We start from the raw sequence: 23,903 nt of genomic DNA on the forward strand, positions 1-23,903 counted from the left end.
AAGGAGCATGATCGTCGATCCCCATCATTTGGACTCCGCCATTGCCCGGCGCGCCCTTCCTCTCCTCGATCTCACCGATCTCGGCGATTCCTGCTCTGATCAGGCTATTGCGACGCTCTGCGGAAAGGCCCGAGCGAGCTGCGTCGCCGCGGTTTGCGTCTGGCCCCAGCATATCGGGCGCTGCGTCGCGTTGCTGGCCGGTACGCCCGTCCGCATCGCCACGGTGATCAACTTTCCCGCAGGCGGCACGGATATCGAGCGCGCTGCGGAAGATACCGCCGAGGCGCTGCATGACGGAGCGCATGAAATCGACATCGTCCTACCCTATCGGGCGTTCCTTGCTGGCGACGCGCGGACGCCAACTGACATGATCGCCGCCGTGCGCGAGGTCTCCGGTCGCGCGATCCTCAAGGTGATCCTCGAATCCGGAGCGATGCCGGACGTCATGCAGATCACCGAAGCAAGCCAACTCGCCATCGCTGCGGGAGCGGATTTCCTCAAGACCTCAACGGGCAAAAGCGCCGTCTCGGCAACGCCGCAAGCCGCCGAAGCGATGCTCGCTGCCATCCGGGACAGCGGGCGACCTGTCGGATTCAAGGTCTCGGGCGGATTACGGACCGTGGCCGATGCCGCCCTGTATCTTGCCATAGCCGACAGGATCATGGGACCGGACTGGGTGGAACCGAAGACCTTCCGCATCGGGGCGAGCAGCCTGCACGATACGCTGACCCAAAGACTCGGGGAGCGCGCCTGATGCTGCCGCAGGAGTTGATCCGGGCCAAGCGGGACGGACGCGTACTCACGGATGCTGAAATTACCGACTTCATCTCAGGGCTCACTGACGGGCGGGTGACAGAAGGACAGGCCGCCGCCTTCGCGATGGCGGTGTTCTTCCGCGGCCTGTCGCTGCCCGAACGCGTGGCCCTGACGCGGGCGATGACCCATTCGGGCACGGTGCTCGATTGGGACTTGCCAGGCCCTGTCCTTGACAAGCACTCGACCGGGGGCGTCGGCGATACGGTGAGTCTCGCTCTCGCCCCGATGGTCGCCGCCTGCGGTGGCTACGTGCCGATGATCTCCGGCCGGGGCCTCGGGCATACCGGCGGCACCCTCGACAAGCTCGCGAGCATTCCCGGCTACGACGCCACGCCCGGTCTCGACCGTTTCCGCAGCGTCACCCGCTCCATCGGTTGCGCCATCATCGGACAGACGTCCGATCTCGCCCCGGCCGACCGGCGACTCTACGCCATCCGCGATGTGACCGGCACGGTGGAATCCCTCGACCTGATCACGGCGTCTATCCTCTCGAAGAAGCTCGCGGCCGGTCTCGGCGGCCTCGTGATGGATGTGAAGACCGGCTCCGGCGCCTTCATGGCGGGAACCGATGAAGCACGGGCTCTCGCCGAAAGTATCGTCGCCGTCGCCAACGGTGCCGGCCTGAAGACCGTTGCGCTTATCACCGATATGGACGCGCCCCTTGCCTCCACCGCGGGCAACGCCCTCGAAGTGGCCTATGCCGTGGATTACCTCACCGGTCGCTCCGGCGAACCAGCGTTCCATGCCGTCACCGTGGCGCTCTGCGCCGAGATGCTGCTGCTCGGCGGTCTGGCCACGGACATCGCCGAGGCGTCCCGAAAGGTCGAAGACGCCCGCGATTCCGGACGGGCCGCCGAGATCTTCGGGCGCATGGTTTCCGCGTTGGGTGGCCCTGCCGATTTCATCGAAAAGTCCGACCGGTATTGCCCCGTCGCACCGGTGGTCCGCGCGGTGAGATCTCTCACGACGGGCGTCGTCTCGCAAATCGAGACCCGCGAGATCGGGCTTGCCGTCATCGCACTGGGCGGCGGGCGCACTAGGCCTCAGGACGGCATCGACCCGGCGGTAGGTCTTTCGTCTCTGGCCCGTCCCGGAGATGCCGCCGACCTTCTCGGCATTGTCCATGCCCGCAACGAAACCCAAGCCGATGCCGCCGAAAGAGCTTTGCGGGCTGCTTACCGGATCACACCCAACGCCCCTTTACCGCGACTGGCCATCATCGAGCGGATAGCCTGAAGAGCTCGGCAGCCGGCACGCGCTGTGAAACGACGCCGCGCGCGTCCATTCCAGAGATCGACTGGCTTTGCCGACCGATTGCGAAGGTGGAAAGCCGATGTGAGATCGATCCCTCGAACCATCCGCCATCCGACCGGCCGCGATGGGAGAACAAAGAGCGAGGCCCCGGCGGATGAACCCGCCGGGGCCTTTCTACTAGAAGCGGTAATGTCCGCCGTGGCGATGCCCATGATGCCCATGATGGTGGTGGTGACCCCAGCCATGGTGACGCGGACGCCATCCGTGATGGCCATGACCGCCCCAGCCGTACCCCCGGTGACCGCCCCAGCCATGGCGGTGATGTCCACCCCAGCCATGGTGTCTGCGATGGTGGTGGTGGTGACCGCCCCAGCCATACTGGACTGGGACAATGCCCGTCTGCGCCGGCTCGGCCAAGGCAACGGCCGGAGCAAGCGGTGCCGCCTGAACGATACCCGGCGCGATGCCGATGACGCCGAGGGCGAGGGCTGCGGCTGCGAGCCAACCCCTCGTCCGCTGTGCGAATGCGCGAAACGCCATGTCAGTCTCCATCGATTGCGACGCCGGGGCGATCCCGGCGCAGTGATCGAACGGTAGGAGCGATGGGCTGAACCGCGGATGAGCCACGTCTTCAGGCGACGTTCTGCGGCGGTCCCTCAGGGACGGCGGTAGACCCAGACTCGCGCTGGCGGCAGGTTGAGCCAAACCCGGCTGGACCGGCTGGCCGTGTAGCTACCCGTATCGCAACGCTCGGGGATCGGCGGCACCACCGCATAGGTGAACTGCACGAAAGGCGAGCCCGCATGCATGAGCGTATGTGTGGCGTTCAGAAGATCGAGACGCTGTTCCAAAGGCTTGGTGAACAGAGGCAGGCTGGAAACGGTAGCCGCAGCCTTCTCGGTGAGAAGGTCGCCGATGGTCTCGCGAATGTTGTAGGCGTCACCGCGCAGGATGGTGGCGCGTGGAAAGCGCTTCTGCAGCAGCTTGCAGAAATCCGGATTGTACTCGACCAGGACGAGCCGCTCCTGCTCGATGCCACGACGTATCAGGGCCTCGGTGACGGGACCGGTACCGGGACCGAGCTCGATGACGGGGCCGGGCACGCGGGGGTCGACGTAGGACGCCATCATGCGGGCAAGCATCTTACCCGACGGCGTTACCGAGCCGGTGACAAGCGGCCGCTCGAACCAAGATCGCAGGAAACGCGCCTCATCTTCCAGCGGCTCCCGCCGTTCACGGACCGATCCGGTGGCGGCATAGGCTTTAGCACTGGGTCGATGGAGCGGAGGCAAGATCCAATGTCCTCAGATCACGCATGGGGAGTTAAGGCTAGACGACGAAAGCCAGTGCCCGTCAAGGTCGAAGCTCAGCATAGGGCGGGAGCAACGCGTTGTGCTACTGGCGACGATGCAGCGCTGCCACAGCCACAACGGGAGCCAGGCCGTTTCGATCCGCCGCCTGTGAGATCGCGGAGCGTCACGACCGCGCAACGCCGCTCAACCCATCGAAGAAATCGCGGACCTTGGAGAAAAACCCCGCACTTTCAGGGTGGTTCTCGTCCGATGCCGTGCTGGTGAACTCCTGAAGCAGTTCACGCTGACGCTTCGACAGGTTCTGAGGCGTCTCGACGAACACCTGAATATAAAGATCGCCGACATCGCGGGACCGAAGAACCGGCATGCCCTTGCCCTTGATCCGGAACTGCTTGGCTGTCTGCGTGCCTGCCGGGATGCGGACTTCGGTCTGCGATCCGTCGATTACGGGCACGGTGATCTCCCCAGACAGGGCAGCAGTGACCATCGAGATCGGGACGCGGCAAAACAAGTCGGCACCATCCCGCTGAAAGAACGTGTGCGGCTTGATCGAGAGAAAGACGTAGAGGTCGCCGGCAGGGCCACCGCGCAGGCCGGTCTCGCCCTCGCCGGCCAGACGGATCCGCAGGCCGTCATCGACGCCGGCCGGTACGTTGATGGAAAGCGTGCGCTCCCGAGTGACACGGCCTGCGCCGGAACAATTGCCGCACGGGTTGTCGATGATCTCACCGCGTCCGTGACAGGCCGGGCACGTACGCTCGATGGCGAAAAACCCTTGCGCCGCGCGCACGCGACCGTAGCCGCCGCAAGTCTGACACGGCTTGGGCTTGGAGCCGGCTTTCGCACCGCTGCCGGAGCAGACCTCACAGGTGACGGCGGTGGCCATCGTGATCGTCTCGGTCTTACCGGCGAACGCATCCTCAAGGGAGATCTCGAGATTGTAGCGCAAATCCGCACCACGTTCGCGTGTCGAGCCACCACGACCACCGCGCGCACCGCCAGCGCCGCCCGCACCACGGCCGTCGCCGAAGAAATTGTCGAAAATGTCCGACATGAAGTCGCCGAACTCGTTCCCGAATCCCGGGCCGCCGGCTCCGCCCTGCTGGAATGCGGCATGGCCGAAACGGTCATAGGCCGCACGCTTCTGCCCGTCGGTGAGCGTCTGGTAGGCTTCGTTGACTTCCTTGAACTTGAGTTCGGCCTCGGCGTTCCCGGGGTTGCGATCCGGGTGGTAGGCCATGGCGAGCTTGCGGAAGGCGACCTTCATCTCGCCGTCTGTCGCAGTCTTGGAGACGCCCAGAACCTCGTAATAGTCCCGCTTCGACATACCCGCCCTCAACGTCCCCCGGCGCGCCCGCCTCTACGGAGGGCCACACCGTCATCCCACCAGACATGACGAGGGACCGGATCGCTCCGGTCCCCCTCCTTCTCTAAGACGAGCGTTATGCCCGCTTCTTCTGGTCTTTGTCATCGACTTCCTGGAAGTCGGCATCGATGACGTCGTCCTTCTTCGCCTCGTGACCCTCGCTACCCTCAGCCCCGCCTTCGGGCGCCTGGCTGCTCGCAGCGTACATAGCCTCGCCCAGCTTCATCGATGACTGCATCAAATCCGTAGTGCGGGACTTGATGACCTCGACGTCGTCACCCTCGAGAGCCGTACGAAGAGCAGTCATGGCGGTCTCGATCGCAGCCTTGTCATCGGCCGAGACCTTGTCGCCATACTCCTTCACCGACTTCTCGGTGGCGTGGATCAGGCTTTCGCCCTGGTTCTTCACCTCGACCAACTCGCGACGCTTCTTGTCCGCCTCGGCATTGGCCTCGGCGTCCTTCACCATCCGATCGATGTCGGCATCCGACAGACCGCCTGAAGCCTGAATACGGATCTGGTGCTCCTTGTTCGTCGCCTTGTCCTTGGCCGTCACGTTGACGATGCCGTTGGCGTCGATGTCGAAGGTCACCTCGATCTGCGGCATGCCGCGCGGGGCCGGCGGGATGCCCATCAGATCGAACTGGCCGAGCATCTTATTGTCAGCCGCCATCTCACGCTCACCCTGGAAGACGCGGATGGTGACAGCGTTCTGGTTGTCTTCGGCCGTAGAGAAGGTCTGCGACTTCTTCGTCGGGATCGTGGTGTTGCGGTCGATCAAACGGGTGAAGACGCCGCCCAGCGTTTCGATGCCGAGCGACAACGGGGTCACGTCGAGAAGCAACACGTCCTTGACGTCGCCCTGGAGCACACCGGCCTGGACCGCAGCGCCGATGGCCACGACCTCATCCGGATTGACGCCCTTGTGGGGCTCCTTGCCGAAGAAGGACTTCACCACTTCCTGGATCTTCGGCATGCGGATCATGCCGCCGACCAGAACCACCTCGTCGATCTCGGAGGCCGAGACGCCGGCATCCTTGAGCGCCTTGCGGCAGGGCTCGATTGTGCGCTGGACGAGGTCGTCCACGAGGCTCTCGAACTTGGCGCGAGAGAGCTTCAGCGCCAAATGCTTCGGCCCCGTCGCATCGGCCGTGATGTAGGGCAGGTTGATCTCGGTCTGCGTCGCCGAGGACAGCTCGATCTTCGCCTTCTCGGCGGCCTCCTTGAGGCGCTGGAGGGCGAGCTTATCCTTCGTCAGGTCGATACCCTGTTCCTTCTTGAACTCGGAGGTCAGGTACTCGACGACGCGGTTGTCGAAGTCCTCGCCACCAAGGAAGGTGTCGCCATTGGTGGACTTCACCTCGAACACACCGTCACCGATTTCCAGGATCGACACGTCGAAGGTGCCGCCGCCCAGATCGTAGACCGCGATCGTACCGGTCTTCTTCTTGTCGAGGCCGTAGGCTAGAGCAGCCGCCGTCGGCTCGTTGATGATGCGCAGCACTTCGAGGCCGGCGATCTTACCAGCGTCCTTGGTGGCCTGACGCTGGGCGTCATTGAAGTAGGCGGGAACCGTGATGACGGCCTGCGTCACCGGCTGGCCGAGATGCGCCTCGGCGGTCTCCTTCATCTTCTGAAGCGTGAAGGCCGAAATCTGCGAGGGGGAATACTTCTTGCCGTCGGCCTCGACCCAGGCATCGCCGTTGTCGCCGCGAACGATCTTATAGGGCACGAGACCCTTGTCCTTTTGCGTCATCGGATCGTCGTAGGTGCGGCCCACGAGACGCTTGATGGCGAAGAACGTGTGTTCGGGATTGGTGACCGCCTGGCGCTTGGCCGGCTGGCCGACGAGACGCTCGCCGTCGTCGAGGAAAGCGACGATGGACGGCGTGGTGCGCGCGCCTTCCGCGTTTTCGATGACCTTGGGCTGCGTGCCTTCCATGACGGCCACGCAGGAATTAGTGGTGCCCAGATCGATGCCGATTACTTTACCCATGGCGGGATCCCTCTCATGTCATTTGGTCAAGCAGACCGCCGAGCCCCGAAGCGGCCCGGCCCATGGCGGTGAAGAACGAAAGATTGTGAGAGCGGAATTCGAACCAGCCGAAGCGCCTGAAACGCGCTCATCCAGGTCTTAATCCCGCGTCCCGCCGGATATAAGAAGGGTGATGCGGAGCCGCAAGGCGAAGCACCGCGAACGGCCACGCCGATCCTATCTCCCTCGCCGACCAAGACCTTTGCGTCTGGAATGGCCGGTATCCGGCGCCTTGGACCTCAAAAATGTTGCAGGGACGCCACGTCAGCGCCATCGATCACATGCTAGGTTCGAGGATGGCAGACCAGCTTTCGGACCGTCAACGCGGATCGAAGGCAGGCTCGCCTTACGAAGCCTCAGCCCCAGATATGATACCCGCTTTCGAAGTAGCTGATGCGAGAACGAGAGCCCGCTGCACGTTCACTGTTCACCGGTCCGGTGCTGCGAGTTCCAGAGGCATGAAAGACCTGATGCGTCCGTCCCGAGGCCTGCGCCTGCTCCCCGCCCTTCTCGTCCTGCCCCTCGTCGCCCTCCCGGCGAACGAAGCAAACGCGCAGAATTTTTTCGAGGAGCTGTTCGGCATCGGCAAGGCGGCCAAGCCTCCGGTGCCACCTCGCGGTGTGCCTCCGACCGGATCGCCTCAGCCTGGGACGCTGCTGCCGCCGGGCGCGCCGGGAGAACCTGCGCCGGAGGCTCCGAAGGCTGCTCCGGCTCCCCTGCGACCCGTCGTTCTTAAGACGCCGAGCGATGACAACATTCTCGGCCAGGAACTCATGCTGAACGGCCTGACTGGCAGCCTCAAGATCGACAGAGCCGGCGGCGCGGCAACGGCACGGATCACGCTGCCCGGCACCAAGGTTTCGCAGCCAAACGAGACCTGCAAGGTTCCGCTCTCGGGCGGATCGCCGATCTCCCTTTCCTCAGAGGGTCGTCCTCAGGGCGTGGCGCGCTACGAGATCGCGGGCGGTGAATGCCCGCTCCGGTTCGAGATCCTGGAAGGCAGCGTGCTGGTTACGCCGCTGGGCAGCAACCGGGTCTGCAGTTTCACGGCCGCCGATTGTGCCACCACGCCGGTCGGCCTGTGGGGGCCTGCTGCCGCGACGCTGATTCCCCGCTCCGCGGAATTCGATTCCGGACGAGGCGTCGCCGACAAGGCGGTTCGGGACAATTACAAGGTCATGACCCAGCGCGCCCGCGGGCAGGACGTCCGCACCATCGTCACCGAACAGGCGGCTTTCTCCTCAGACCGGGAGCAGACCTGCCGGACCTATGCCCGCGAGGGCGCCCATGGTTTCTGCAACGTGCGTTTCACCGAAGCCCGCGCCCTTTCCCTTGCCGCGCGTCTCGGTGCCAGCACGGCAACACCGACCGCGAGCACGACGCTTCGGCCGCGCAAGCCGAAGCCGGCGGTCGAAGGGATGAACCCGGACAGCGACGGCTCGCCAATCGGGGAATGACCCCCTCAAGCCGGTCCGTCAGGCCCGGCCTGCGCTGAAGGATAACATCGCTGGATCGATGCCATTGCTTCGCAAGGTACGCTCGTACTTGGTGTCGAGCGCAGAATTGAAGATCATGGCCGGATCGGCCGGACAGTTGAGCCAGCCATTTGCGAGGATCTCGTTCTCGAGCTGCCCGGCTTGCCATCCGGCATAGCCGAGGGCGAGCACCGCGCTCGCGGGTCCGGCACCGTTTGCGATGGCACGCAGGATTTCCACCGTGGCGGTGAGGCAGATCCCGTCGTCGATGATGAGTGTCGATTGGTCTATGTGAAAATCGTCGGTGTGGAGCACGAAACCGCGCTTGGCATCCACCGGACCGCCCATAAGCACGGGAATATGGCCGACCCTCTCGCGCAAGCGGATCGCATCGTCCTCGCTGGCGATATCGAGCTGAATCAGGAGATCCGGCATGTTCAGATCGTTGGCCGGCTTGTTGAGGATGATTCCCATCGCGCCGTCCGCTGAATGAGCACAGAGATAGATCACCGATCTTGCGAAGCGCTCGTCCGTAAGGCCGGGCATCGCCACCAGGAACTGGCCGTCGAGATAGGCGGAATCCGGATCTTGTCGCATTGCATCATGCTACCTAGGTGGGCTGGCTTGTCCAGCGCGGACTCGCTGAGGCTGAGGGTGGCCACCTCTCCATTCTGCTTTGATCGGGTCGCGACCCGCAGAAGGAATGTGGACGGCGCCCGCTTCTACGAGGCGCTCCTCGACACACCCATGGGCTCGGGGTAGACCCTTCTCGCCCACCGGGGGCCATCATGGCGCCGTTGGTCCATGGGGCCACGCGCGGTAAGGAGAACCGGTCCTCAAGACCGGGCATGGGCTCCAGGCGATCTGAGGAGACGACGACGGATGACGATCCAGGTTGGCGACCACCTTCCCCAGGTGACCTTTCGCGTGAGCGGCGCCGGGGGGCCTGAGGCGAAGACCACCGACGACATCTTCAAGGGGCGCCGCATCGTCCTGATCGGCGTGCCCGGCGCATTCACGCCGAGCTGCCACCGTAATCATCTGCCCGGCTTCGTCGAGAAGCAGGAAGAGATCAAGGCACGCGGCGTCGATGCCGTCGCCGTCACTTCGGTCAACGACGTGTTCGTGCTCGAAGCCTGGCAGAAAGCCAGCAACGCCGAGGGAATCGAGTTCCTCGCCGACGGCAATGCCGAGTTCGCCAAGGCCATTGGCCTCGACATGGACGGTGCGGGGTTCGGGCTCGGCCCGCGCTCGAAGCGCTATTCTATGCTGGTGGATGATGGCGTGGTGCGCGTCCTGAACGTCGAGGAATCCCCGGCCAAGACCGAGATTTCCGGCGTCGACGCCCTGCTCAAGGTCATCTGAACGGTCACATGTCGCGGGGCCGCGGCATTGCAGTCTCGTCGAACATCCGGCTGAGAGCGACCACGTCCGCGTGGTTGCCAGATACGAGATCGGTGATGTCGCCAACGAGTAGCGCTTTGGTATGGCGGCAGGCGACGCCGTAGCGTCCAGCCATGCAAGTGCAGCGCAGACGCGGGCCGCTTGGGCGGTCCTCCAGTGTCACCGCGTAGAGTGCGCCACGACTTCCCCGCACGGAAAACCGCATCGCCGCGATCTGCGGGCCGGGCGCGCCGAACGATCGCGTTTCCCGCTCGACATAGCCGGCCGGCAGTTGCGTGATCGGGAGATGGATCGCCCTCGCTAAGGCGGTGATATCGGGCGCGCCATGCTCCCTTGCCGCCGCCAGGGCGATCTCCGCGCAGGCATAGGCGTCCTCGCCCGCATCGTGGTGCTCGAAGCGGATACCGAGCCGGGCGGCCACCTTGCCGAGGCCGCAACCTTCCGATGCGGGAAACACTCTTCGCGCGATCTGAAGGGTGCAGAGCGAAGCGAAGGCCGGAACTGCCATGCCATAGGTGTGGAGCGAGGCGCGTAGCACGCCCAAGTCGAACCCGGCGTTATGGGCGAGGACCAGCCCGGACGAGAGGTCGGGTAGGAACTCCGCCATCACGTCCGGGAATTCCGGTTTCTGCCGGACATCCGCTGGCAAAATACCGTGGACCCGGATGTTGCCCGGAGAAAACCGCATCTCGCGCGGGCGGATCAGGCGTGATTCACGTCGCACCACCGCGCCGCCCTCGATCCAGGCGAGGCCAACCGCGCAGGCGCTGTCGCGCCTCTCATTGGCCGTCTCGAAGTCGATGGCGAGCGTGGTCACGCCGTCTCCACCATGGCGAGCCAATCTTCTTCGCTCACGACCTTGACCCCATGCTTCTCGGCGTCCTTCAGCTTGTAGCCCGCCCCCGGCCCAGCGACGACGAGATCGGTCTTGGCCGAGACGGAGCCCGAAACCTTGGCACCGAGACGCTCGGCCGTCGCCTTGGCCTCGCTTCGAGTCATGCGCTCCAGGGAGCCGGTGAAGACCACGGTCTTGCCTGCGAAGGCCGTTGCGGTTGCCGCCGCCGCCATCGGCTCGGTCTTCACCTCTTGGATCAGGGCATGGACCGCATCGGCATTGTGCGGTTCGGCAAAGAACGCGATGAGGGAATCCGTGGCGACGGGACCGATCTCGCCATCGTCGGCGAAGAGACGATAGGCATCGCCGGGTCGCTGCTCGCGGGCGCGGCTCACAGCCGCTTCCACGGCGGCCTCGTCGCCGTAATGGGCGATCAGGTTCGCACGCTGCGCCGTAGTCGGACGCCGACCCGTCGCGACCTCGCCGCCTTCCACCTCGCCCGAGAAGCCGAATTCGAGCAACCGGTCCCGCGTCGTCGGGCCGACCCTCGGTACCGCCGAGAGTTCGAGCCAGTCCGGTCCGGCCTGAGCGGCGGCAGCGGCGGCAAGGGCCTGCATCAGGCTCGGCATATCCGGAAAGCGTTTGGCCAAGGCCTTGGCGGTGGACTCACCAATGTGGCGAATCCCGAGGGCGAACAGGAACCGGTTGAGGGCCAGGCTGCGGCGCTCGTCGATGGAGGCCAGCAGGTTCTTGATCGCCTTGTCCTCGTCGTCACCCTTCTTCTTCGCCTTCTTCGGCGGTGGCTCGCCCTCGGCGCGGCGTTCGGCCGAGAGCGCTTCGCGACGGGCGACGATGGCCTCCTTCAACGGCGCGAATTCCAGGCGGAACAGGTCGGCGGGCTGCTTGATCAGCCCGGCCTCGAACAGCACCTCGATATAGGTCTGGCCGAAGCCTTCGAGATCGAAGGCGTTGCGCGAGACGAAATGCTTCAGGCGCTCGAGTCCCTGCGCCGGGCAGATGAGTCCACCAGTGCAGCGGCGTACCGCGTCGCGCTGTCCGGTGCGCGGATTGACCTCGCGGACGGCGCGGCTGCCACAAGCGGGACAGGTCTCCGGAAAGACATAGGGCGTCGCATCCGGCGGTCGCCGCGCAAGATCGACATCCATCACCTTCGGGATCACGTCGCCGGCGCGCTGGACGACAACTGTATCGCCGACGCGGATGTCTCGCCCGTCACGGATCGGCTCACCGTCGCCGCCGACGCCCTGAACGTACCCTTCGTTATGGAGGGTTGCATTCGAGACAACGACGCCGCCAACTGTCACCGGTTTCAACCGCGCTAGCGGATTGAGCGACCCGGTCCGGCCGACATTGATCTCGATGGCCTCCAGGATCGTGAAGGCCTTCTGCGCCGCGAACTTATGCGCCAGCGCCCAACGCGGGCTACGCGAGACGAAGCCGAGCCGGCGCTGCAACGCGAGATCGTCGACCTTGTAGACGATGCCGTCGATGTCGTAGCCGAGACTGGCGCGATCCTCCTCGATGGCGCGGTAATGCGCCAGCATGGCATCCGCGTCGGCGCAGAGAACCGTGCGGTCGTTCACCGCGAATCCCCATGAGGCGAAGGCGGCGATCATCCCATGCTGCGTCGTCTCCGGCATCTCCGATATCTCGCCCCAGGCGTAGGCGAAGAATTTCAACGGCCGCGAGGCGGTGATCCGGGAATCGAGTTGGCGAAGGGACCCGGCCGCCGCATTGCGCGGATTGGCGAAAAGCGACTTTCCCGCCTCTTCCTGGCGGGCGTTGATGGCGGCGAAATCTGCGTGCGAGAGATACACCTCGCCGCGCACCTCGCAGATCTCCGGCCAGCCCGTCCCCTCCAGCGTCTCAGGAATACCGGAGACGGTTCGCGCATTGGCGGTCACATCCTCTCCGACCTCGCCGTCGCCGCGCGTGGCCGCCGTGATAAGCCTGCCTTCGACGTAGCGCAGAGAAAGGGACAAGCCGTCGATCTTCGGCTCGGCGGTGAAGGCGAGCGGCTCATCGGGCAGGTTGAGGAAGCGACGGACGCGGCCCACGAAATCGTGGACTTCCTCGTCCGCAAAGGCATTGCCCAGCGACAACATCGGCACCGCGTGCCGGACCTTGGCGAATTTTTCCGAGGCCTTTGCGCCGACGGAGGCGCTTGCCTGTCCGGTGCCGGCGAGATCGGGGAAGCGGGTCTCGAACGTCTCGAGGCGGCGCCGGAGGGCGTCGTATTCCGCATCCGTGATCTCGGGCGCATCCTCTCCATGATAGAGCCGGTCGGCCTCCGCGATCTGCTCCGACAGGGCAGCGTGCTCGGCGCGAGCCTCCTCGGCACTCATGGCATCGATCGGGGCGGGCAAGGCAGAAGCTGGCATGAACGCGTTTCACGGCTTTGGCTGGGGCGCCGCGGGCTTTACCACATCCGGGCGGGGCGACGGGAGGCCCCGGAGATGCGCCGCGACGGTACGGCGGATAGGTAACCTTCAGCGGTAGTCATACGAATGGAAAAGGCGGTCTCGCGCGAACGTGTGGCCGGGCCACCCCATTTCGTCCCCTCGCTCGCCTACCTGAGGGCGAAGACTTACTCGCTGACGGACCCTGATGCCTGCCAAACCCGCTTTCTCCGCTCCCTGGCATGACCGCGCCGGCCGCGTTTCGGGCCTGAAACTCGCGACATTCCTGTTCGCGCTGGCGCCGGGGATCTGGCTCGCCGCCGCCTATGGGTTCGACGCCCTCGGGCCGAAGCCGATCACGGCCCTCATCCACAGCACAGGAGAGTGGGCGGTGCGCTTCCTGCTGCTGTCGCTGGCGGTGACGCCGCTGAGGCGGATCGCGAACTATCCGAAGCTCATCCTGGTCCGGCGCATGCTCGGGCTGACCGTCCTTGCCTATGGCATCGTCCATCTCGGCCTCTACATCGTCGATCAGAATTTCATCCTGTCGAAGGTCGTGAGCGAGATCGTCTCGCGGTTCTACCTCACCATCGGCTTCGTGGCTCTGCTGGGCCTTGCCGTCTTGGGGATCACCTCCACGGACGGGATGATCCGCCGTCTCGGTAAGGCTTGGCCGCGCTTGCATAAATCCGTCTACGTCATCGCGGTGCTCGGCCTGTTCCACTATTTCCTTCAGGCCAAGATCGACGTGTCGGCGCCGGTCTACTGGACGGGCCTGTTTCTTCTGCTCATGGGGTGGCGGGAAATGCAGCGCTTCCGCCTGCCGATGAACGCGATCACCCTGCTCGGCCTAGCCATCGCGGCCTCCCTCGTCACCGCCCTGGTGGAGGCGGCGTGGTATGGGTTCAAGAGCGGCGTTCCCGCCAGCGCGGTGCTCGGAGCCAACCTCGAATTCTACGATGGCCTGCGCCCGGCCTGGTGGGTGCTCATCAGCGGCATCGCTCTGCCGCTGCTCAACCTCATGCGGCCCGCCATGAGTGGGGGCGGCAAGGGCAGGCCTGTCTCCCACCAGTCCGGGCGGGAAGCGGTCCAGGCGCGCTGAGTGCTTGCGACAGGCGAATCCCTCGCGCACAAGCTCAGCACCGTCTCGGTGAGTGGGCGTTTCGAACGTGAGGGAATTCCAGCGATGCGTGTCAGGCTTCTTGGAGCGGCTCTCGTCCTGACAGCCCTTCTGCCGTCCTTCGCCATGGCGGAATGCACGAAGGCCGTGCCGCCGGACCCGGCGACACGCCCGACGAAGCCGACCGCGCCCGCGAAGCCCGCCTGCCTCGACGCCAAAGGCGGATGCCCCGGCTGGGAGGCCTACACGTTCAACGACACGGTGAAGGCCTACAACCTGCAAATCGCGGCCTATCGTCCCCTGGCCGAGGCCTATGTGAAGGCGCTGAACGCCTATGTGAAAGCGAGCAGCGACTACGCGCAGTGCGAGGTGAAGGCGCTGCAATAGGGGGCGTCTTCGCGGACCCGTGACGCCCTCCCTCGCTTGACCCTCTCCGGGTGCGATGCCACAGCCTGCGGCATCGCCAGCGCCAGACAGGATGTCCGATGTCCGCTCCCCTCGACCTTCTCGTTCTCGGCAACGCCATCGTCGACCTGATCGCGCGGACGGATGAGAAATTTCTCGAACAGCAGGGCGTCCCCAAGGGCGCCATGCATCTCATCGACGAGGACCGGGCGGAGAGCCTGTTCTCGGTGATGGGACCGGCCACCATCGTTTCCGGCGGCTCTGGCGCGAACACCGCGGTGGGCGCGGCTCTCCTCGGCGCGAAGACCGGCTTCATCGGCAAGGTCCGCGACGACGAGCTCGGCGGTCTTTTCGCCCATGATCTCAAGGCGACGGGCGTCTCCTTCGCGGTGCCGGCCGCGTCGGAAGGCCCCGCCACCGCCCGCTGCTTCATCCTGGTGACGCCGGACGGCGAGCGCACCATGAACACCTATCTCGGTGCCTGCCAGGGCCTGTCGCCGGCCGATGTGGACGAGGCCACCGTGGCGAGTGCCCGCACCGTCTATCTCGAAGGTTATCTCTGGGACCCGCCGGCGGCCAAGGAGGCGTTCCGCAAGGCCGCCAAGATCGCCCACAATGCCGGCAACGCCGTCGCACTGACTTTGTCCGATGCGTTCTGCGTCGGCCGCTACCGTGAGGAGTTCCTGGGCCTCATCCGTGACGGAAGCATCGATATCCTGTTCGCCAATATTGGCGAGTTGAAGAGCCTCTACGAGACGGACGACGAAGAAGCGGCCCTCAAAGCTTTGCGTGACGAGCGCAACCAGCGCGGCATGCATCTCCTCGGTCTCGTCACCCGCTCCGCCGAGGGCGCGATGGTGGTGAAGGGCGGCGAGATCCGCTCCATCGAGGCCTCACCGGTGCATGAGGTGGTGGATACGACCGGCGCCGGGGACCTGTTCGCGGCGGGTTTCCTCGCCGGCCACGCCCGCGGCCTCGACAACGTGTCGAGCGCCCGGCTCGGAGCGCTGGCGGCGGCGGAGGTGATCCAGCATATCGGCGCCCGGCCGCAGCACGACCTCGTGGCCCTGGCCAAGGCGCGCGGACTCCTCTGAAACCACCGCCATCGGCCCCCCCTTTCGACCGCCATCGGACGCGATTTCCCACGAAGCAGCGAATGGGTCCGATTCCGGTGCAAAAGACCCGCGAAAGCGGGCCTGCGAGGCTCAGCCGAGCAGCCGCTCGAACAGCGATCTGACCTCGGCGCGGCGTTCATCGAGTTCCGCCGCCAGGGTCGCGGCATCGGGCAGGCCCATGGCGATGGCGAGCCGCGTCAGCGCCACCGAGGCGCCCGCCTTCGAGTCCGCCTCGCCCATGAGACGCTGCCAATGGAGCGCATCGTCGAAGAGGCGATAGGCCTCGCCGAGCGGTCGCGCCTCGTTCACCGGCAGAAGGCCCCGATTACCAGTCTCGGCGAAGACGGAGGATGCATCGAGGCCGATGAGACCGGGATGGCATTCGGCATGGGCCAGGGTGAGGGCCTGGGCCATGAAGTCGAGATCGAGCAATCCGCCGGGCGCCAGCTTGAGATCGAGCGGCCCCGAAAACCCTTTCTCGCTGGCCACGACCCGGCGCATGTCGCGCACCGCGCGATGGACCTCCGCCGCCTCGCGCTTCAGCCCGACGATGGTCCGGATCTGCCCCATCACCTCGTCGCCGAGACTCCGATCCCCGGCGACGACCCGGGCCCGGGTGAGCGCCATGTGCTCCCACAGATCGGCCTCCCCCTGCTGATAGGGGAGGAAACTCCGCACCTGCACCGCCACGGGCCCCTGCCCGCCGCCGGGACGCAGGCGAAGGTCGACCTCGTAGAGGCCGCCGCGCCGGGTCAGCGCCGTCAGCGCCGCGACGAGGCGTTGCGTCAGCCGGTTGTAGGCCATGACCGCATCGATGGCCTTCGGGCCGAGACTCGTCCGGTGCTCCGCATCGAAATCGTAGAGCACGACGAGGTCGATGTCGGATTCCGCCGTCATCTGGTTGGCGCCGAGCCGCCCGAGGCCGAGGACGACACAGCGCCCTCCGGGCACCTCCCCATGCTCGACGGCGAACTGGCGCGAGACCGCCTCGAGGCTCGCCTCCACCACGGCGTCGGCGATGCCGGCATAGGCCCGCCCCGCCGCCTGCGGCGACAGGATGCCCGTGAGCAGCCGCGCCCCGGTCACGAAGCGCAACTGCCGCGCCGCGTCCCGGCTGCGGTCGAGGAAATCCTCGTAGGCCGCCGGTTTGCCGACCAGCCCGCGATACTGCGCCGCGATGTCCTCGGCATCCACTTTCGGCACGACGAAGGCCGGGTCGATGACCGTGTCGAGAACATGGGGACTGAAGGCGACGGTCTCTGCCAGGCGCGGCGCGCTCCCCAGCAGGTCGGCGAAGAGCAGGCGCAGACGGTCGTTCGAGCGCAGGATGGTGAGGAGTTCCACCGCCGCCGGCATGCGCGCGAAGGCGCGGTCGAGGGTATCCAGGGCCACATCGGGGTTCGGCGTGCCGCCGAGCGCCTGCATCAAGGCCGGGACGAGTTCGGTGAGCACCTCGCGGGCACGCGCGGTGCGGACGGCGGGGCGACGACCGAAATGCCAGCCGCGCACCGTCTCGGCCACGCGCTCGGGATCGGAAAAGCCCAGGGTCCGGAGGGTGGCGAGGGTCGCGGGATCGTCGTCCGTCCCGCTGAAGACGAGATTCCCCACCGATGAGGACAGGTCCGGTTCCGCCTCGAACAGCAGCGCGTAATGCGCCTGCACCCGCCGGGCGTGGTGCATGAGTTCCGCCTCGAACGCCTCCGCATCGGCGAAACCGGCAAAGCGCGCGAACGCCTCGACCCCGGCGGCATCCATCGGCAGACGCTGAGTCTGCTCGTCGTTCACCATCTGCAGGCGATGCTCGATGGTGCGCAGGAAATCGTAGGCTTGGCCCAGTTCGTCGCGCGCGGTGCCGTCGATCCAGCCTTCCTCGGTGAGCGCCGCCAGCATCGCGATGGTGCGGCGGCCGCGCAGGTCCGGCCGTCTCCCGCCGAAGACGAGTTGCTGGGTCTGGACGAAGAACTCGATCTCGCGGATGCCGCCGCGCCCGAGCTTGATGTCGTGTCCGGCGACCGCGATCGTATCGTGCCCGCGCACGGCATGGATCTGGCGCTTCATGGCATGGACATCGGCGATGGAGGCGAAGTCGAAATACTTGCGCCAGACGAAGGGCCGCAGGCCGGCCAGGAAGTGTTCGCCCGCATCGATGTCACCGGCGATCGCGCGCGCCTTGATATAGGCGGCACGCTCCCAGTTCTGGCCGAGATTCTCGTAGTAGAGATAGGCGGAGTTTAGCGAGATGGCCGTCGGCGTCGATCCGGGATCGGGGCGCAGGCGATAATCGACGCGGTGAACGTAGCCATCGGCGGTACGCTCCTGCAGCAGCTTGGCGATTCCCTGCGCGAGTTTGGAGAAGAACGGCGTCGGAGCCAGTCCTTCCTTCAACCGCGCGATATCGGGATCGAAGAACACGACGAGGTCGATATCGCTGGAATAGTTGAGCTCGCCGGCCCCGAGCTTGCCGAGGCCAAGGATGACGAGGCCGGATTTGAGCTGCGGGCTCGCGACGTCATGGGGGTGAAACCGCCCGGCCTCGGCTGCCTGCAACAAGAGAGCTTCGGCTGCCGCATGAACGGAGGCATCGGCGAAATCGGAGAGCGCCTCGGTCACCGTCGCCAGGGGCCAGAGCCCGCCGATATCGGCCAGGGCCACGAGAAGAGCATGGTCACCGCGGTTGCGTCGAAGCTCGGCGGCGACGGCATCGAGATCGCGGACCTCTCCGCTCTCACCGCGAGCGGCGGATCGCTGCCGGGCGATGAGGTCGGCCACCACGCGTTCGGGCGGCCTCTCCAGCATCGCGGCAACGCGCCCGGGGTCCCGCACCACACGCTGCCAGAGAAAGGGAGAATGGTCGGCGAGGCCGAGAAGCAAAGCTCGTCCCGCCTCGTCGAGATGGCCGAACGAGGCATCGACCTCTCTGAGCCGTGCCGCCGCACGCTCGGCATCCATCAGCACGGGCGCCCTCGTCAGGCGCTGGGTCAACGGCGCTTCCTCGGTCACGTGCTGTCCTTTCCCGGCTCAGCGGGTTCAGCAAAAGCGGGCACTGGTTCTACGTCAGAAAACGCGCGAGACTTCACAAGCCCAAGCTCGTGGTGGAAATCTGACGGATGGCAACCGCCTTGAGCGTCCGTGCCGTCCTGGGAAGCGGACGTTCGTGGGTTGGGCGTTATGTAACATCGCGGTTCGCACAATCGCATTTATGGTTCGGGAAGGCCGGGAATAGTCTTCCCGCCTCCGACAAGAAATAAGTAGTCAGTTTAATCCCTAACTCGCTGCAAATTTATGTAGTAATTTAGTGACAGTCCAATTAGCAACAGTCTATATTACGACACTAACTAAGGTTACTATAAATATTTATTCAATATTATTATCGCGAACTGAAACCTCTATGGCTAACCATGCGTATCAGCGTCGCCGCAAACCTGTGAGCCGCACGTGCATCTCAGGCTGCGAGTAAGGGAGACGACGCAATGGCTACGATCAATGGCGATAACGGCGATAATTTCCTGACCGGCACCGAAGACGAAGACACCATCAATGGCCTCGGCGGCAACGATACGATCGACTCTGTCGATCGTCCCGCCAATATTTTCGCCGGATCCATCGATCCTGTGCGTGATATCGTTCGCGCCGGTTCTGGCGACGACAACGTCACTGGCGGAAAGCTCGATCGGTTGGTCGGCGGCCAGGGTAATGATTTCCTGTCGGTCAATTTCAATTTCAATGGACCGGTTGTCGGCTCGGCAACCCCAATTACGTTGACGCTCGACGAGAACGGTACGGGCAGGGCGTCCGACGGCACCGTCATTTATGGTTTTGAGTCGGTGAACTTCAACCTGTCCGACACGGGCGATAACGTCGTCGATACCGGCAATGTCCGGGCGCAGCTGACGGGTGGAAACGGAAACGACACGCTCACCACGGGCTCGGCAGACGATGTCGTCTATGGCGGCGGCGGTAACAACGTCATCTCGACGGGCGGCGGCAACGATACGATCGGCGGCGGTTCCGGAATCGACACCGTCTTCGGCGGCGACGGCGACGACACGTTCGGCGTCAACGTCTCCACCGATGGCAGTGACCAGGTGAATCTCGGCGACGGCAACGACACCGTCCGGTTCGATCGCGCCGATGGTGGTGCCGGCAACGTGCGCCTGACCTTCACCTCGGCCGAGGTGGGCAACGGCAATACCAACGATGCCGGCAGCCTGACCAACCAGGATGGCGGGCTTGCAGTTCGCGTACAGGCAGAAGATGCCGACGGTAATCTGACCGGTCCCATCTCTCGCTACGACGATGAGGGCATCACCTTCGTGGCCGGAACGCAGGGCATCACCTTCGACGTTCGCGACCTCGTCTCGGGCACTCAGCGTGGCAATACGTTCGAGGGCGTGGTGCTCGGGACCAACGGTGACGATGCGCTGACGTTCTTCCCGCCCTTCCGCGCCGGGCAGGATTTCTACTACAATGCGGGCCAGGGCGACGACACGATCACCGCCGGAACCGGTAACGACTTCCTCGTCGGCGGTGCCGGCAACGACACCATGATCGGTGGCCTCGGCAACGACAGCTACGTCGTCGATTCCCTCGGCGATACGGTGGTCGAAGGCGCCGACGCAGGCACCGACACCGTTCTGTCCTCCATCAGCTACACCCTGTCCGACACCGTCGAAAACCTCACCCTCACGGGTACCGGCGCCATCGACGGAACCGGCAACGCCCTCGACAACAGCATCACCGGCAATATCGCCGATAACCGGCTGGACGGCGGAGCCGGAAACGATCGTCTCACCGGTGGCGGCGGAAGCGATGTCCTTCAAGGAGGCATCGGCGACGATGTCATGCAGGGTGGTGCGGGCGACGACGTCTACGCCGTGGATGGAGCAGGAGATCAGGTTATCGAGTTGGCAGGCGAGGGCAACGATACCGTTCGCTCGTCCGTGAGCTACACCTTGTCGGACAACGTCGAGAACCTCGTCCTCAGGGAAGACGGCGATCTGAACGGTGCCGGCAATGACCTCGACAATCGCATCACCGGCAACGACGGCGACAATCGTCTGAGCGGCGGCGCAGGAGACGATTCACTCGTGGGTCGCGACGGCGACGACACGTTGCTGGGTGGCACGGGAGCCGACGCTATGATCGGCGGCACTGGGAGCGACACCTACGTCATCGACAACGCTGGCGATCGTGTCATCGAACAACCAGGCGAAGGCTTCGACACCATTCGATCCACCGTCAACCACACGATGGAAGCCAACACCGAAAAGCTCGTGCTCTCCGGTACCGATGATCTGACTGCCAACGGCAATGAGATCCGGAACCAGATCTACGGCAATGACGGCGACAACACGATCTACGGCGACGACGGCCGTGATCTCCTTTTCGGCCGTGATGGTGCCGACACCTTCGTGTTCAAGGCCGTCACCGACAGTGACGTCGCGGTGTCCGGACGCGACATCATCAAGGACTTCGACTTCGCCGAGGGCGATCGCATCGACCTCAGTGGGATCGATGCGAACCTCGGACAGGCCGGAGACCAGGGCTTCCAGTTCATCGGAACGGACGGCTTCTCGGGTCAGGCAGGCGAACTGCGGACGAAGTTCGGTGGTGGCAACACCCTTCTCCAGGGTGACACGAACGGAGATGGAGCGGCTGACTTCGCCGTTCTCCTCCAGGGCCAGCAGACCTTGGATAACGGGTCGTTCGTCGTCTGACGTCCAATCACATATTGAGAGGGGCTGCCTGACGGCAGCCCTTTTTTATGTCCGCAAATTAAGCGAAAGCCTGACAGGTTGGCTTGGTGTCGTGCGGTTAGCCTGCCCAAGGCCGCTCGCGCCTGAAAACTGTGTGCGGTTCTCAAAGGTCAAGAATACGTCTGTGACGGGACGTCCCTACTTCACATCGTGAGAGACCGTCGCGAACCTGCTTCGTATCTCTCACAACGCCTCCGCTGCACCGTCGTGCCGTGAGCGAAAACCGACGGTGACCGGGAGTTTCGTAAGGCACTTTCAGGCAGGCAGGGTCATGACGACGCGGAGTCCCGGTCGGTTGTCTTCCAGCGCGAGCGCGCCCTGATGAAGGCGCACCACCGCATTGATGAGACTGAGCCCGAGCCCGAATCCCGGCAGGGACCGCGCCTCCTCCAGGCGGACGAACCGGCCGAGCACGCGCCCGCGCGCGTCTTCCGGAATGCCCGGACCATTGTCGGAGACGATGACCGCAATGCCCGATCCGCGCTCTTCGGCGGTGACACGCACCGTTCCTCCGGCGCCGCCATATTTCACCGCATTGTCGATGAGGTTGGCGAGGGCCTGGCCCACGAGTTCGCGATTGCCACGGATCATGAGCCCTTCGGGCGCCTCGATGGCCAGTTCCATTCCCCGGTCGGACGCCAGCGCCTCATAGAGTTCGCCCACCTCCTGCGCCACGAGGCCGAGGTCGAACCGGGCCATGATCTCCTGCGCGTTTCCGGCCTCCAGCCGCGCGATCATCAGCAGGGCATTGAAGACCCGGATCAGGCCGTCGCTCTCCTCGATGACGCCCTCCATGGCGGCACGCAATTGCTCGGGCGTATCGGCGCCGTGAAGCGCTTCGTCGGCGCGGTTTCGCAGCCGGGTCAGCGGCGTCTTGAGATCATGGGCGATATTGTCGGAGACTTCGCGCAAGCCGCGCATCAACTCACCGATACGCTCGAGCATCTCGTTGAGATTGCTCGCCAGGCGATCGAGTTCGTCGCCGTTTCCGGCGACCGCCAGCCGCCCGTCGAGGTCGCCGGCCATGATCCGGCGCGTCGTCTCCGTCATGGCGTCGACCCGCCGGAGGACGCGGCTGGCCACGAACCATCCCCCGACGACGCCGAGGATGACGACCAGGGCCACGGAAGAGCCGAAGGTCGTCGCGATGATGGAGCGCAGCCGGTCACGCTCCTCCACGTCGCGTCCGACGACGAGGCGAAACCCTCCGGGAAGAACGAAGACCTGCAGAATGGCGTGGCGGTCGAGCACGTCGGACTGACCGCTGCGGGCATAGGCGGCCTCGGTCTGGCCCGGCTGGGCCAGGGTTCCGTCCGCGAGCGCCCCGACATTGCCGACCACCCGCTCTCCCGCCGCCGTCGTGACCAGATAGAGGGAGGCTCCCGGTTCGCCGGCCCGGCGTTCGACGACGGAGATCAGCCGGCGCAGGCCTCCGGCCTTGTACTGTTCCGACAGGCCGTTGATCTCGGCCTCGATGGTCGACACCATCTGGTCGTCGAGGACCCGGCTCGCATTCCAGGCGACATAGCCCAAAGCCAGGAAGGCGAAGGTCGCGAAGACCACCAGATAGGCGAAGGACAGCTTGAAGGCGGTCGTCCGGAACAGATTCCGGATGCGCGCGGGCAGAGCATCGGCCTCGCTCACGGCGCGTCGGACGCGCGGGAGGTTTCGTCCGGTCGCAGGATGTAGCCGGCACCGCGGATCGTATGGATCAGGGCGGTGTCGAAATCCTTGTCGAGCTTGGCCCGCAGGCGCGAGACATGGACATCGATGACGTTGGTCTGCGGGTCGAAATGGTAGTCCCAGACATGTTCGAGCAACATCGTGCGGGTCACGACCTGCCCGGCATGGCGCATGAGATATTCGAGCAGCCGGAACTCGCGGGGTTGGAGCAGGATCTCATGCCCGCCGCGGGTGACGCGGTGTGACAGCCGGTCGAGATGCAGGTCCCCCACATGATAGGACGTCGCCTCGGCGGTGCCGGGCGAGGATGCACGGCGGCGGGCCAGCACTTCGGCGCGGGCGAGGAGCTCGGAGAAGGCATAGGGTTTCGGCAGATAGTCGTCGCCACCGGCCCGCAGGCCTTTGACCCGGTCGTCGACCTGCCCGAGCGCCGAGAGGATCAGGATCGGCGTCGTGACCTCCTGCTCGCGCAGGGAGCGAATGAGCGACAATCCGTCGAGCTTCGGCAACATGCGGTCGACGATGAGGACATCGTAATCGCCTTCCCGCGCCAGGGCATAGCCATCCAGTCCGTCGACCGCATGGTCCGGCACATGCCCGGCTTCCTTGAAAGCCTTGACGAGATAGGAGACCGCCTCGCGGTCGTCCTCAATGATGAGAAGGCGCATGGGGCCGGACGATACGTGGTCGGGAATGCGCGGGAAAGCCGCTTGAGCTTGGATCGGCACGAAGCCCCCTCCCCTCTTCTGAGACAGGATGGGAGTGTGCCGGGCCTCGACTTACCGCCCTTTGGCCGGATCATGACCATCCGGTAAGAAAAGCGACACCGAAACGCAAAACGCCCGCCTCGGAGGAGGCGGGTGTTTTGGTGTCATCGTTTAAGGGAATGTTTTCTGTACTGTGCAG

At 65.0% G+C, this 23,903-nt stretch carries 18 protein-coding genes; 9 read left to right on the forward strand and 9 right to left on the reverse strand.

Annotated features, from left to right (window positions below; all coding sequences use genetic code 11):
• Window positions 1-7 precede the first annotated feature (7 nt).
• The 3 genes from deoC (at window position 8) to MBTS_RS01065 (ending at window position 2,667) form a co-directional block, all read left to right on the forward strand.
• Window positions 8-754, forward strand: coding sequence for a deoxyribose-phosphate aldolase (gene deoC / locus MBTS_RS01055; protein ID WP_192214916.1), 747 nt, complete (start codon window positions 8-10; stop codon window positions 752-754).
• Entirely contained in the window at window positions 751-2,052 is a 1,302-nt protein-coding gene (deoA, locus tag MBTS_RS01060) for a thymidine phosphorylase (RefSeq protein ID WP_147831305.1), read from the forward strand. The genes deoC and deoA overlap by 4 nt, the downstream gene beginning before the upstream one ends.
• Before the next feature lie 207 nt (window positions 2,053-2,259).
• The gene (locus tag MBTS_RS01065; RefSeq protein WP_187273387.1) at window positions 2,260-2,667 is read left to right on the forward strand and encodes a hypothetical protein; all 408 of its coding nucleotides are present in this window, start codon (window positions 2,260-2,262) and stop codon (window positions 2,665-2,667) included.
• 59 nt (window positions 2,668-2,726) lie between these two features.
• On the opposite strand, the gene MBTS_RS01070 is transcribed toward MBTS_RS01065, so the two are convergent.
• The 3 genes from MBTS_RS01070 to dnaK form a co-directional block, all read right to left on the reverse strand.
• Window positions 2,727-3,362 carry a class I SAM-dependent methyltransferase gene (locus MBTS_RS01070; protein WP_192214917.1) on the reverse strand — a complete coding sequence of 212 codons (636 nt, stop codon included), beginning with the start codon at window positions 3,360-3,362 and terminating at the stop codon, window positions 2,727-2,729.
• Between the two features lie 184 nt (window positions 3,363-3,546).
• Window positions 3,547-4,710 (reverse strand): molecular chaperone DnaJ, encoded by a 1,164-nt coding sequence (dnaJ, locus tag MBTS_RS01075; protein ID WP_018042133.1) that lies wholly within the window; start codon window positions 4,708-4,710, stop codon window positions 3,547-3,549.
• Window positions 4,711-4,825: 115 nt separating this feature from the next.
• Complete coding sequence (dnaK, locus tag MBTS_RS01080) at window positions 4,826-6,745, reverse strand: molecular chaperone DnaK (RefSeq protein WP_147831309.1); 1,920 nt, start codon at window positions 6,743-6,745, stop codon at window positions 4,826-4,828.
• A 509-nt stretch (window positions 6,746-7,254) separates the two neighbouring features.
• Here dnaK and MBTS_RS01085 point away from each other — a divergent pair.
• The gene (locus MBTS_RS01085; protein WP_147831311.1) at window positions 7,255-8,241 is read left to right on the forward strand and encodes a hypothetical protein; all 987 of its coding nucleotides are present in this window, start codon (window positions 7,255-7,257) and stop codon (window positions 8,239-8,241) included.
• Between the two features lie 18 nt (window positions 8,242-8,259).
• Here MBTS_RS01085 and MBTS_RS01090 read toward each other — a convergent pair whose 3' ends face one another.
• Window positions 8,260-8,856, reverse strand: coding sequence for a YqgE/AlgH family protein (locus MBTS_RS01090; protein ID WP_018042130.1), 597 nt, complete (start codon window positions 8,854-8,856; stop codon window positions 8,260-8,262).
• A 285-nt stretch (window positions 8,857-9,141) separates the two neighbouring features.
• Here MBTS_RS01090 and MBTS_RS01095 point away from each other — a divergent pair, with 285 nt between their 5' ends.
• The gene (locus MBTS_RS01095) at window positions 9,142-9,624 is read left to right on the forward strand and encodes a peroxiredoxin (protein WP_018042128.1); all 483 of its coding nucleotides are present in this window, start codon (window positions 9,142-9,144) and stop codon (window positions 9,622-9,624) included.
• Window positions 9,625-9,628: 4 nt separating this feature from the next.
• Here MBTS_RS01095 and MBTS_RS01100 read toward each other — a convergent pair whose 3' ends face one another.
• Both MBTS_RS01100 and ligA read right to left on the reverse strand, forming a co-directional pair.
• A complete protein-coding gene (locus tag MBTS_RS01100; RefSeq protein ID WP_147831313.1) occupies window positions 9,629-10,480 on the reverse strand; it encodes a 3'-5' exonuclease in 852 nt (283 codons plus the stop codon).
• Window positions 10,477-12,900: an NAD-dependent DNA ligase LigA gene (ligA, locus tag MBTS_RS01105; RefSeq protein ID WP_192214918.1), complete on the reverse strand. Its 2,424-nt coding sequence runs from the start codon at window positions 12,898-12,900 to the stop codon at window positions 10,477-10,479. Before ligA ends, MBTS_RS01100 begins: the two co-directional genes overlap by 4 nt.
• Window positions 12,901-13,126: 226 nt before the next feature.
• On the opposite strand from ligA, the gene MBTS_RS01110 reads away from it, so the two are divergent.
• The 3 genes from MBTS_RS01110 to MBTS_RS01120 all read left to right on the forward strand — a co-directional run bounded on the left by MBTS_RS01110 (window position 13,127) and on the right by MBTS_RS01120 (window position 15,537).
• Entirely contained in the window at window positions 13,127-14,020 is an 894-nt protein-coding gene (locus tag MBTS_RS01110; protein WP_192214919.1) for a protein-methionine-sulfoxide reductase heme-binding subunit MsrQ, read from the forward strand.
• An 84-nt stretch (window positions 14,021-14,104) separates the two neighbouring features.
• Window positions 14,105-14,425 (forward strand): hypothetical protein, encoded by a 321-nt coding sequence (locus MBTS_RS01115; RefSeq protein WP_018042124.1) that lies wholly within the window; start codon window positions 14,105-14,107, stop codon window positions 14,423-14,425.
• A gap of 98 nt (window positions 14,426-14,523) precedes the next feature.
• Window positions 14,524-15,537, forward strand: coding sequence for an adenosine kinase (locus MBTS_RS01120; protein WP_192214920.1), 1,014 nt, complete (start codon window positions 14,524-14,526; stop codon window positions 15,535-15,537).
• Window positions 15,538-15,648: 111 nt separating this feature from the next.
• Here MBTS_RS01120 and MBTS_RS01125 read toward each other — a convergent pair whose 3' ends face one another.
• The gene (locus tag MBTS_RS01125) at window positions 15,649-18,507 is read right to left on the reverse strand and encodes a bifunctional [glutamine synthetase] adenylyltransferase/[glutamine synthetase]-adenylyl-L-tyrosine phosphorylase (protein ID WP_238254138.1); all 2,859 of its coding nucleotides are present in this window, start codon (window positions 18,505-18,507) and stop codon (window positions 15,649-15,651) included.
• A gap of 521 nt (window positions 18,508-19,028) precedes the next feature.
• On the opposite strand from MBTS_RS01125, the gene MBTS_RS01130 reads away from it, so the two are divergent.
• Window positions 19,029-21,275: a calcium-binding protein gene (locus MBTS_RS01130; RefSeq protein ID WP_238254129.1), complete on the forward strand. Its 2,247-nt coding sequence runs from the start codon at window positions 19,029-19,031 to the stop codon at window positions 21,273-21,275.
• A gap of 294 nt (window positions 21,276-21,569) precedes the next feature.
• On the opposite strand, the gene MBTS_RS01135 is transcribed toward MBTS_RS01130, so the two are convergent.
• Together MBTS_RS01135 and MBTS_RS01140 are read right to left on the reverse strand one after the other, a co-directional pair.
• The gene (locus MBTS_RS01135) at window positions 21,570-22,958 is read right to left on the reverse strand and encodes a sensor histidine kinase (protein ID WP_192214922.1); all 1,389 of its coding nucleotides are present in this window, start codon (window positions 22,956-22,958) and stop codon (window positions 21,570-21,572) included.
• Window positions 22,955-23,665: a response regulator transcription factor gene (locus tag MBTS_RS01140; protein ID WP_056150173.1), complete on the reverse strand. Its 711-nt coding sequence runs from the start codon at window positions 23,663-23,665 to the stop codon at window positions 22,955-22,957. Before MBTS_RS01140 ends, MBTS_RS01135 begins: the two co-directional genes overlap by 4 nt.
• Window positions 23,666-23,903: the final 238 nt, after the last annotated feature.

This window comes from Methylobacterium bullatum, assembly GCF_014845095.1.
Classification (GTDB): domain Bacteria; phylum Pseudomonadota; class Alphaproteobacteria; order Rhizobiales; family Beijerinckiaceae; genus Methylobacterium; species Methylobacterium bullatum.

Bases quoted from the DNA above. Each gene is read 5' to 3' on its own strand.
- deoC (WP_192214916.1), top strand. From the start codon at position 8: ATGATCGTCGATCCCCATCATTTGGACTCCGCCATTGCCCGGCGCGCC.
- MBTS_RS01065 (WP_187273387.1), top strand. From the start codon at position 2,260: ATGTCCGCCGTGGCGATGCCCATGATGCCCATGATGGTGGTGGTGACC.
- dnaJ (WP_018042133.1), bottom strand. From the start codon at position 4,710: ATGTCGAAGCGGGACTATTACGAGGTTCTGGGCGTCTCCAAGACTGCG.
- dnaK (WP_147831309.1), bottom strand. From the start codon at position 6,745: ATGGGTAAAGTAATCGGCATCGATCTGGGCACCACTAATTCCTGCGTG.
- MBTS_RS01085 (WP_147831311.1), top strand. From the start codon at position 7,255: ATGCGTCCGTCCCGAGGCCTGCGCCTGCTCCCCGCCCTTCTCGTCCTG.
- MBTS_RS01090 (WP_018042130.1), bottom strand. From the start codon at position 8,856: ATGCGACAAGATCCGGATTCCGCCTATCTCGACGGCCAGTTCCTGGTG.
- MBTS_RS01095 (WP_018042128.1), top strand. From the start codon at position 9,142: ATGACGATCCAGGTTGGCGACCACCTTCCCCAGGTGACCTTTCGCGTG.
- ligA (WP_192214918.1), bottom strand. From the start codon at position 12,900: ATGCCAGCTTCTGCCTTGCCCGCCCCGATCGATGCCATGAGTGCCGAG.
- MBTS_RS01110 (WP_192214919.1), top strand. From the start codon at position 13,127: ATGCCTGCCAAACCCGCTTTCTCCGCTCCCTGGCATGACCGCGCCGGC.
- MBTS_RS01115 (WP_018042124.1), top strand. From the start codon at position 14,105: ATGCGTGTCAGGCTTCTTGGAGCGGCTCTCGTCCTGACAGCCCTTCTG.
- MBTS_RS01120 (WP_192214920.1), top strand. From the start codon at position 14,524: ATGTCCGCTCCCCTCGACCTTCTCGTTCTCGGCAACGCCATCGTCGAC.
- MBTS_RS01125 (WP_238254138.1), bottom strand. From the start codon at position 18,507: ATGGATGCCGAGCGTGCGGCGGCACGGCTCAGAGAGGTCGATGCCTCG.
- MBTS_RS01130 (WP_238254129.1), top strand. From the start codon at position 19,029: ATGGCTACGATCAATGGCGATAACGGCGATAATTTCCTGACCGGCACC.
- MBTS_RS01140 (WP_056150173.1), bottom strand. From the start codon at position 23,665: ATGCGCCTTCTCATCATTGAGGACGACCGCGAGGCGGTCTCCTATCTC.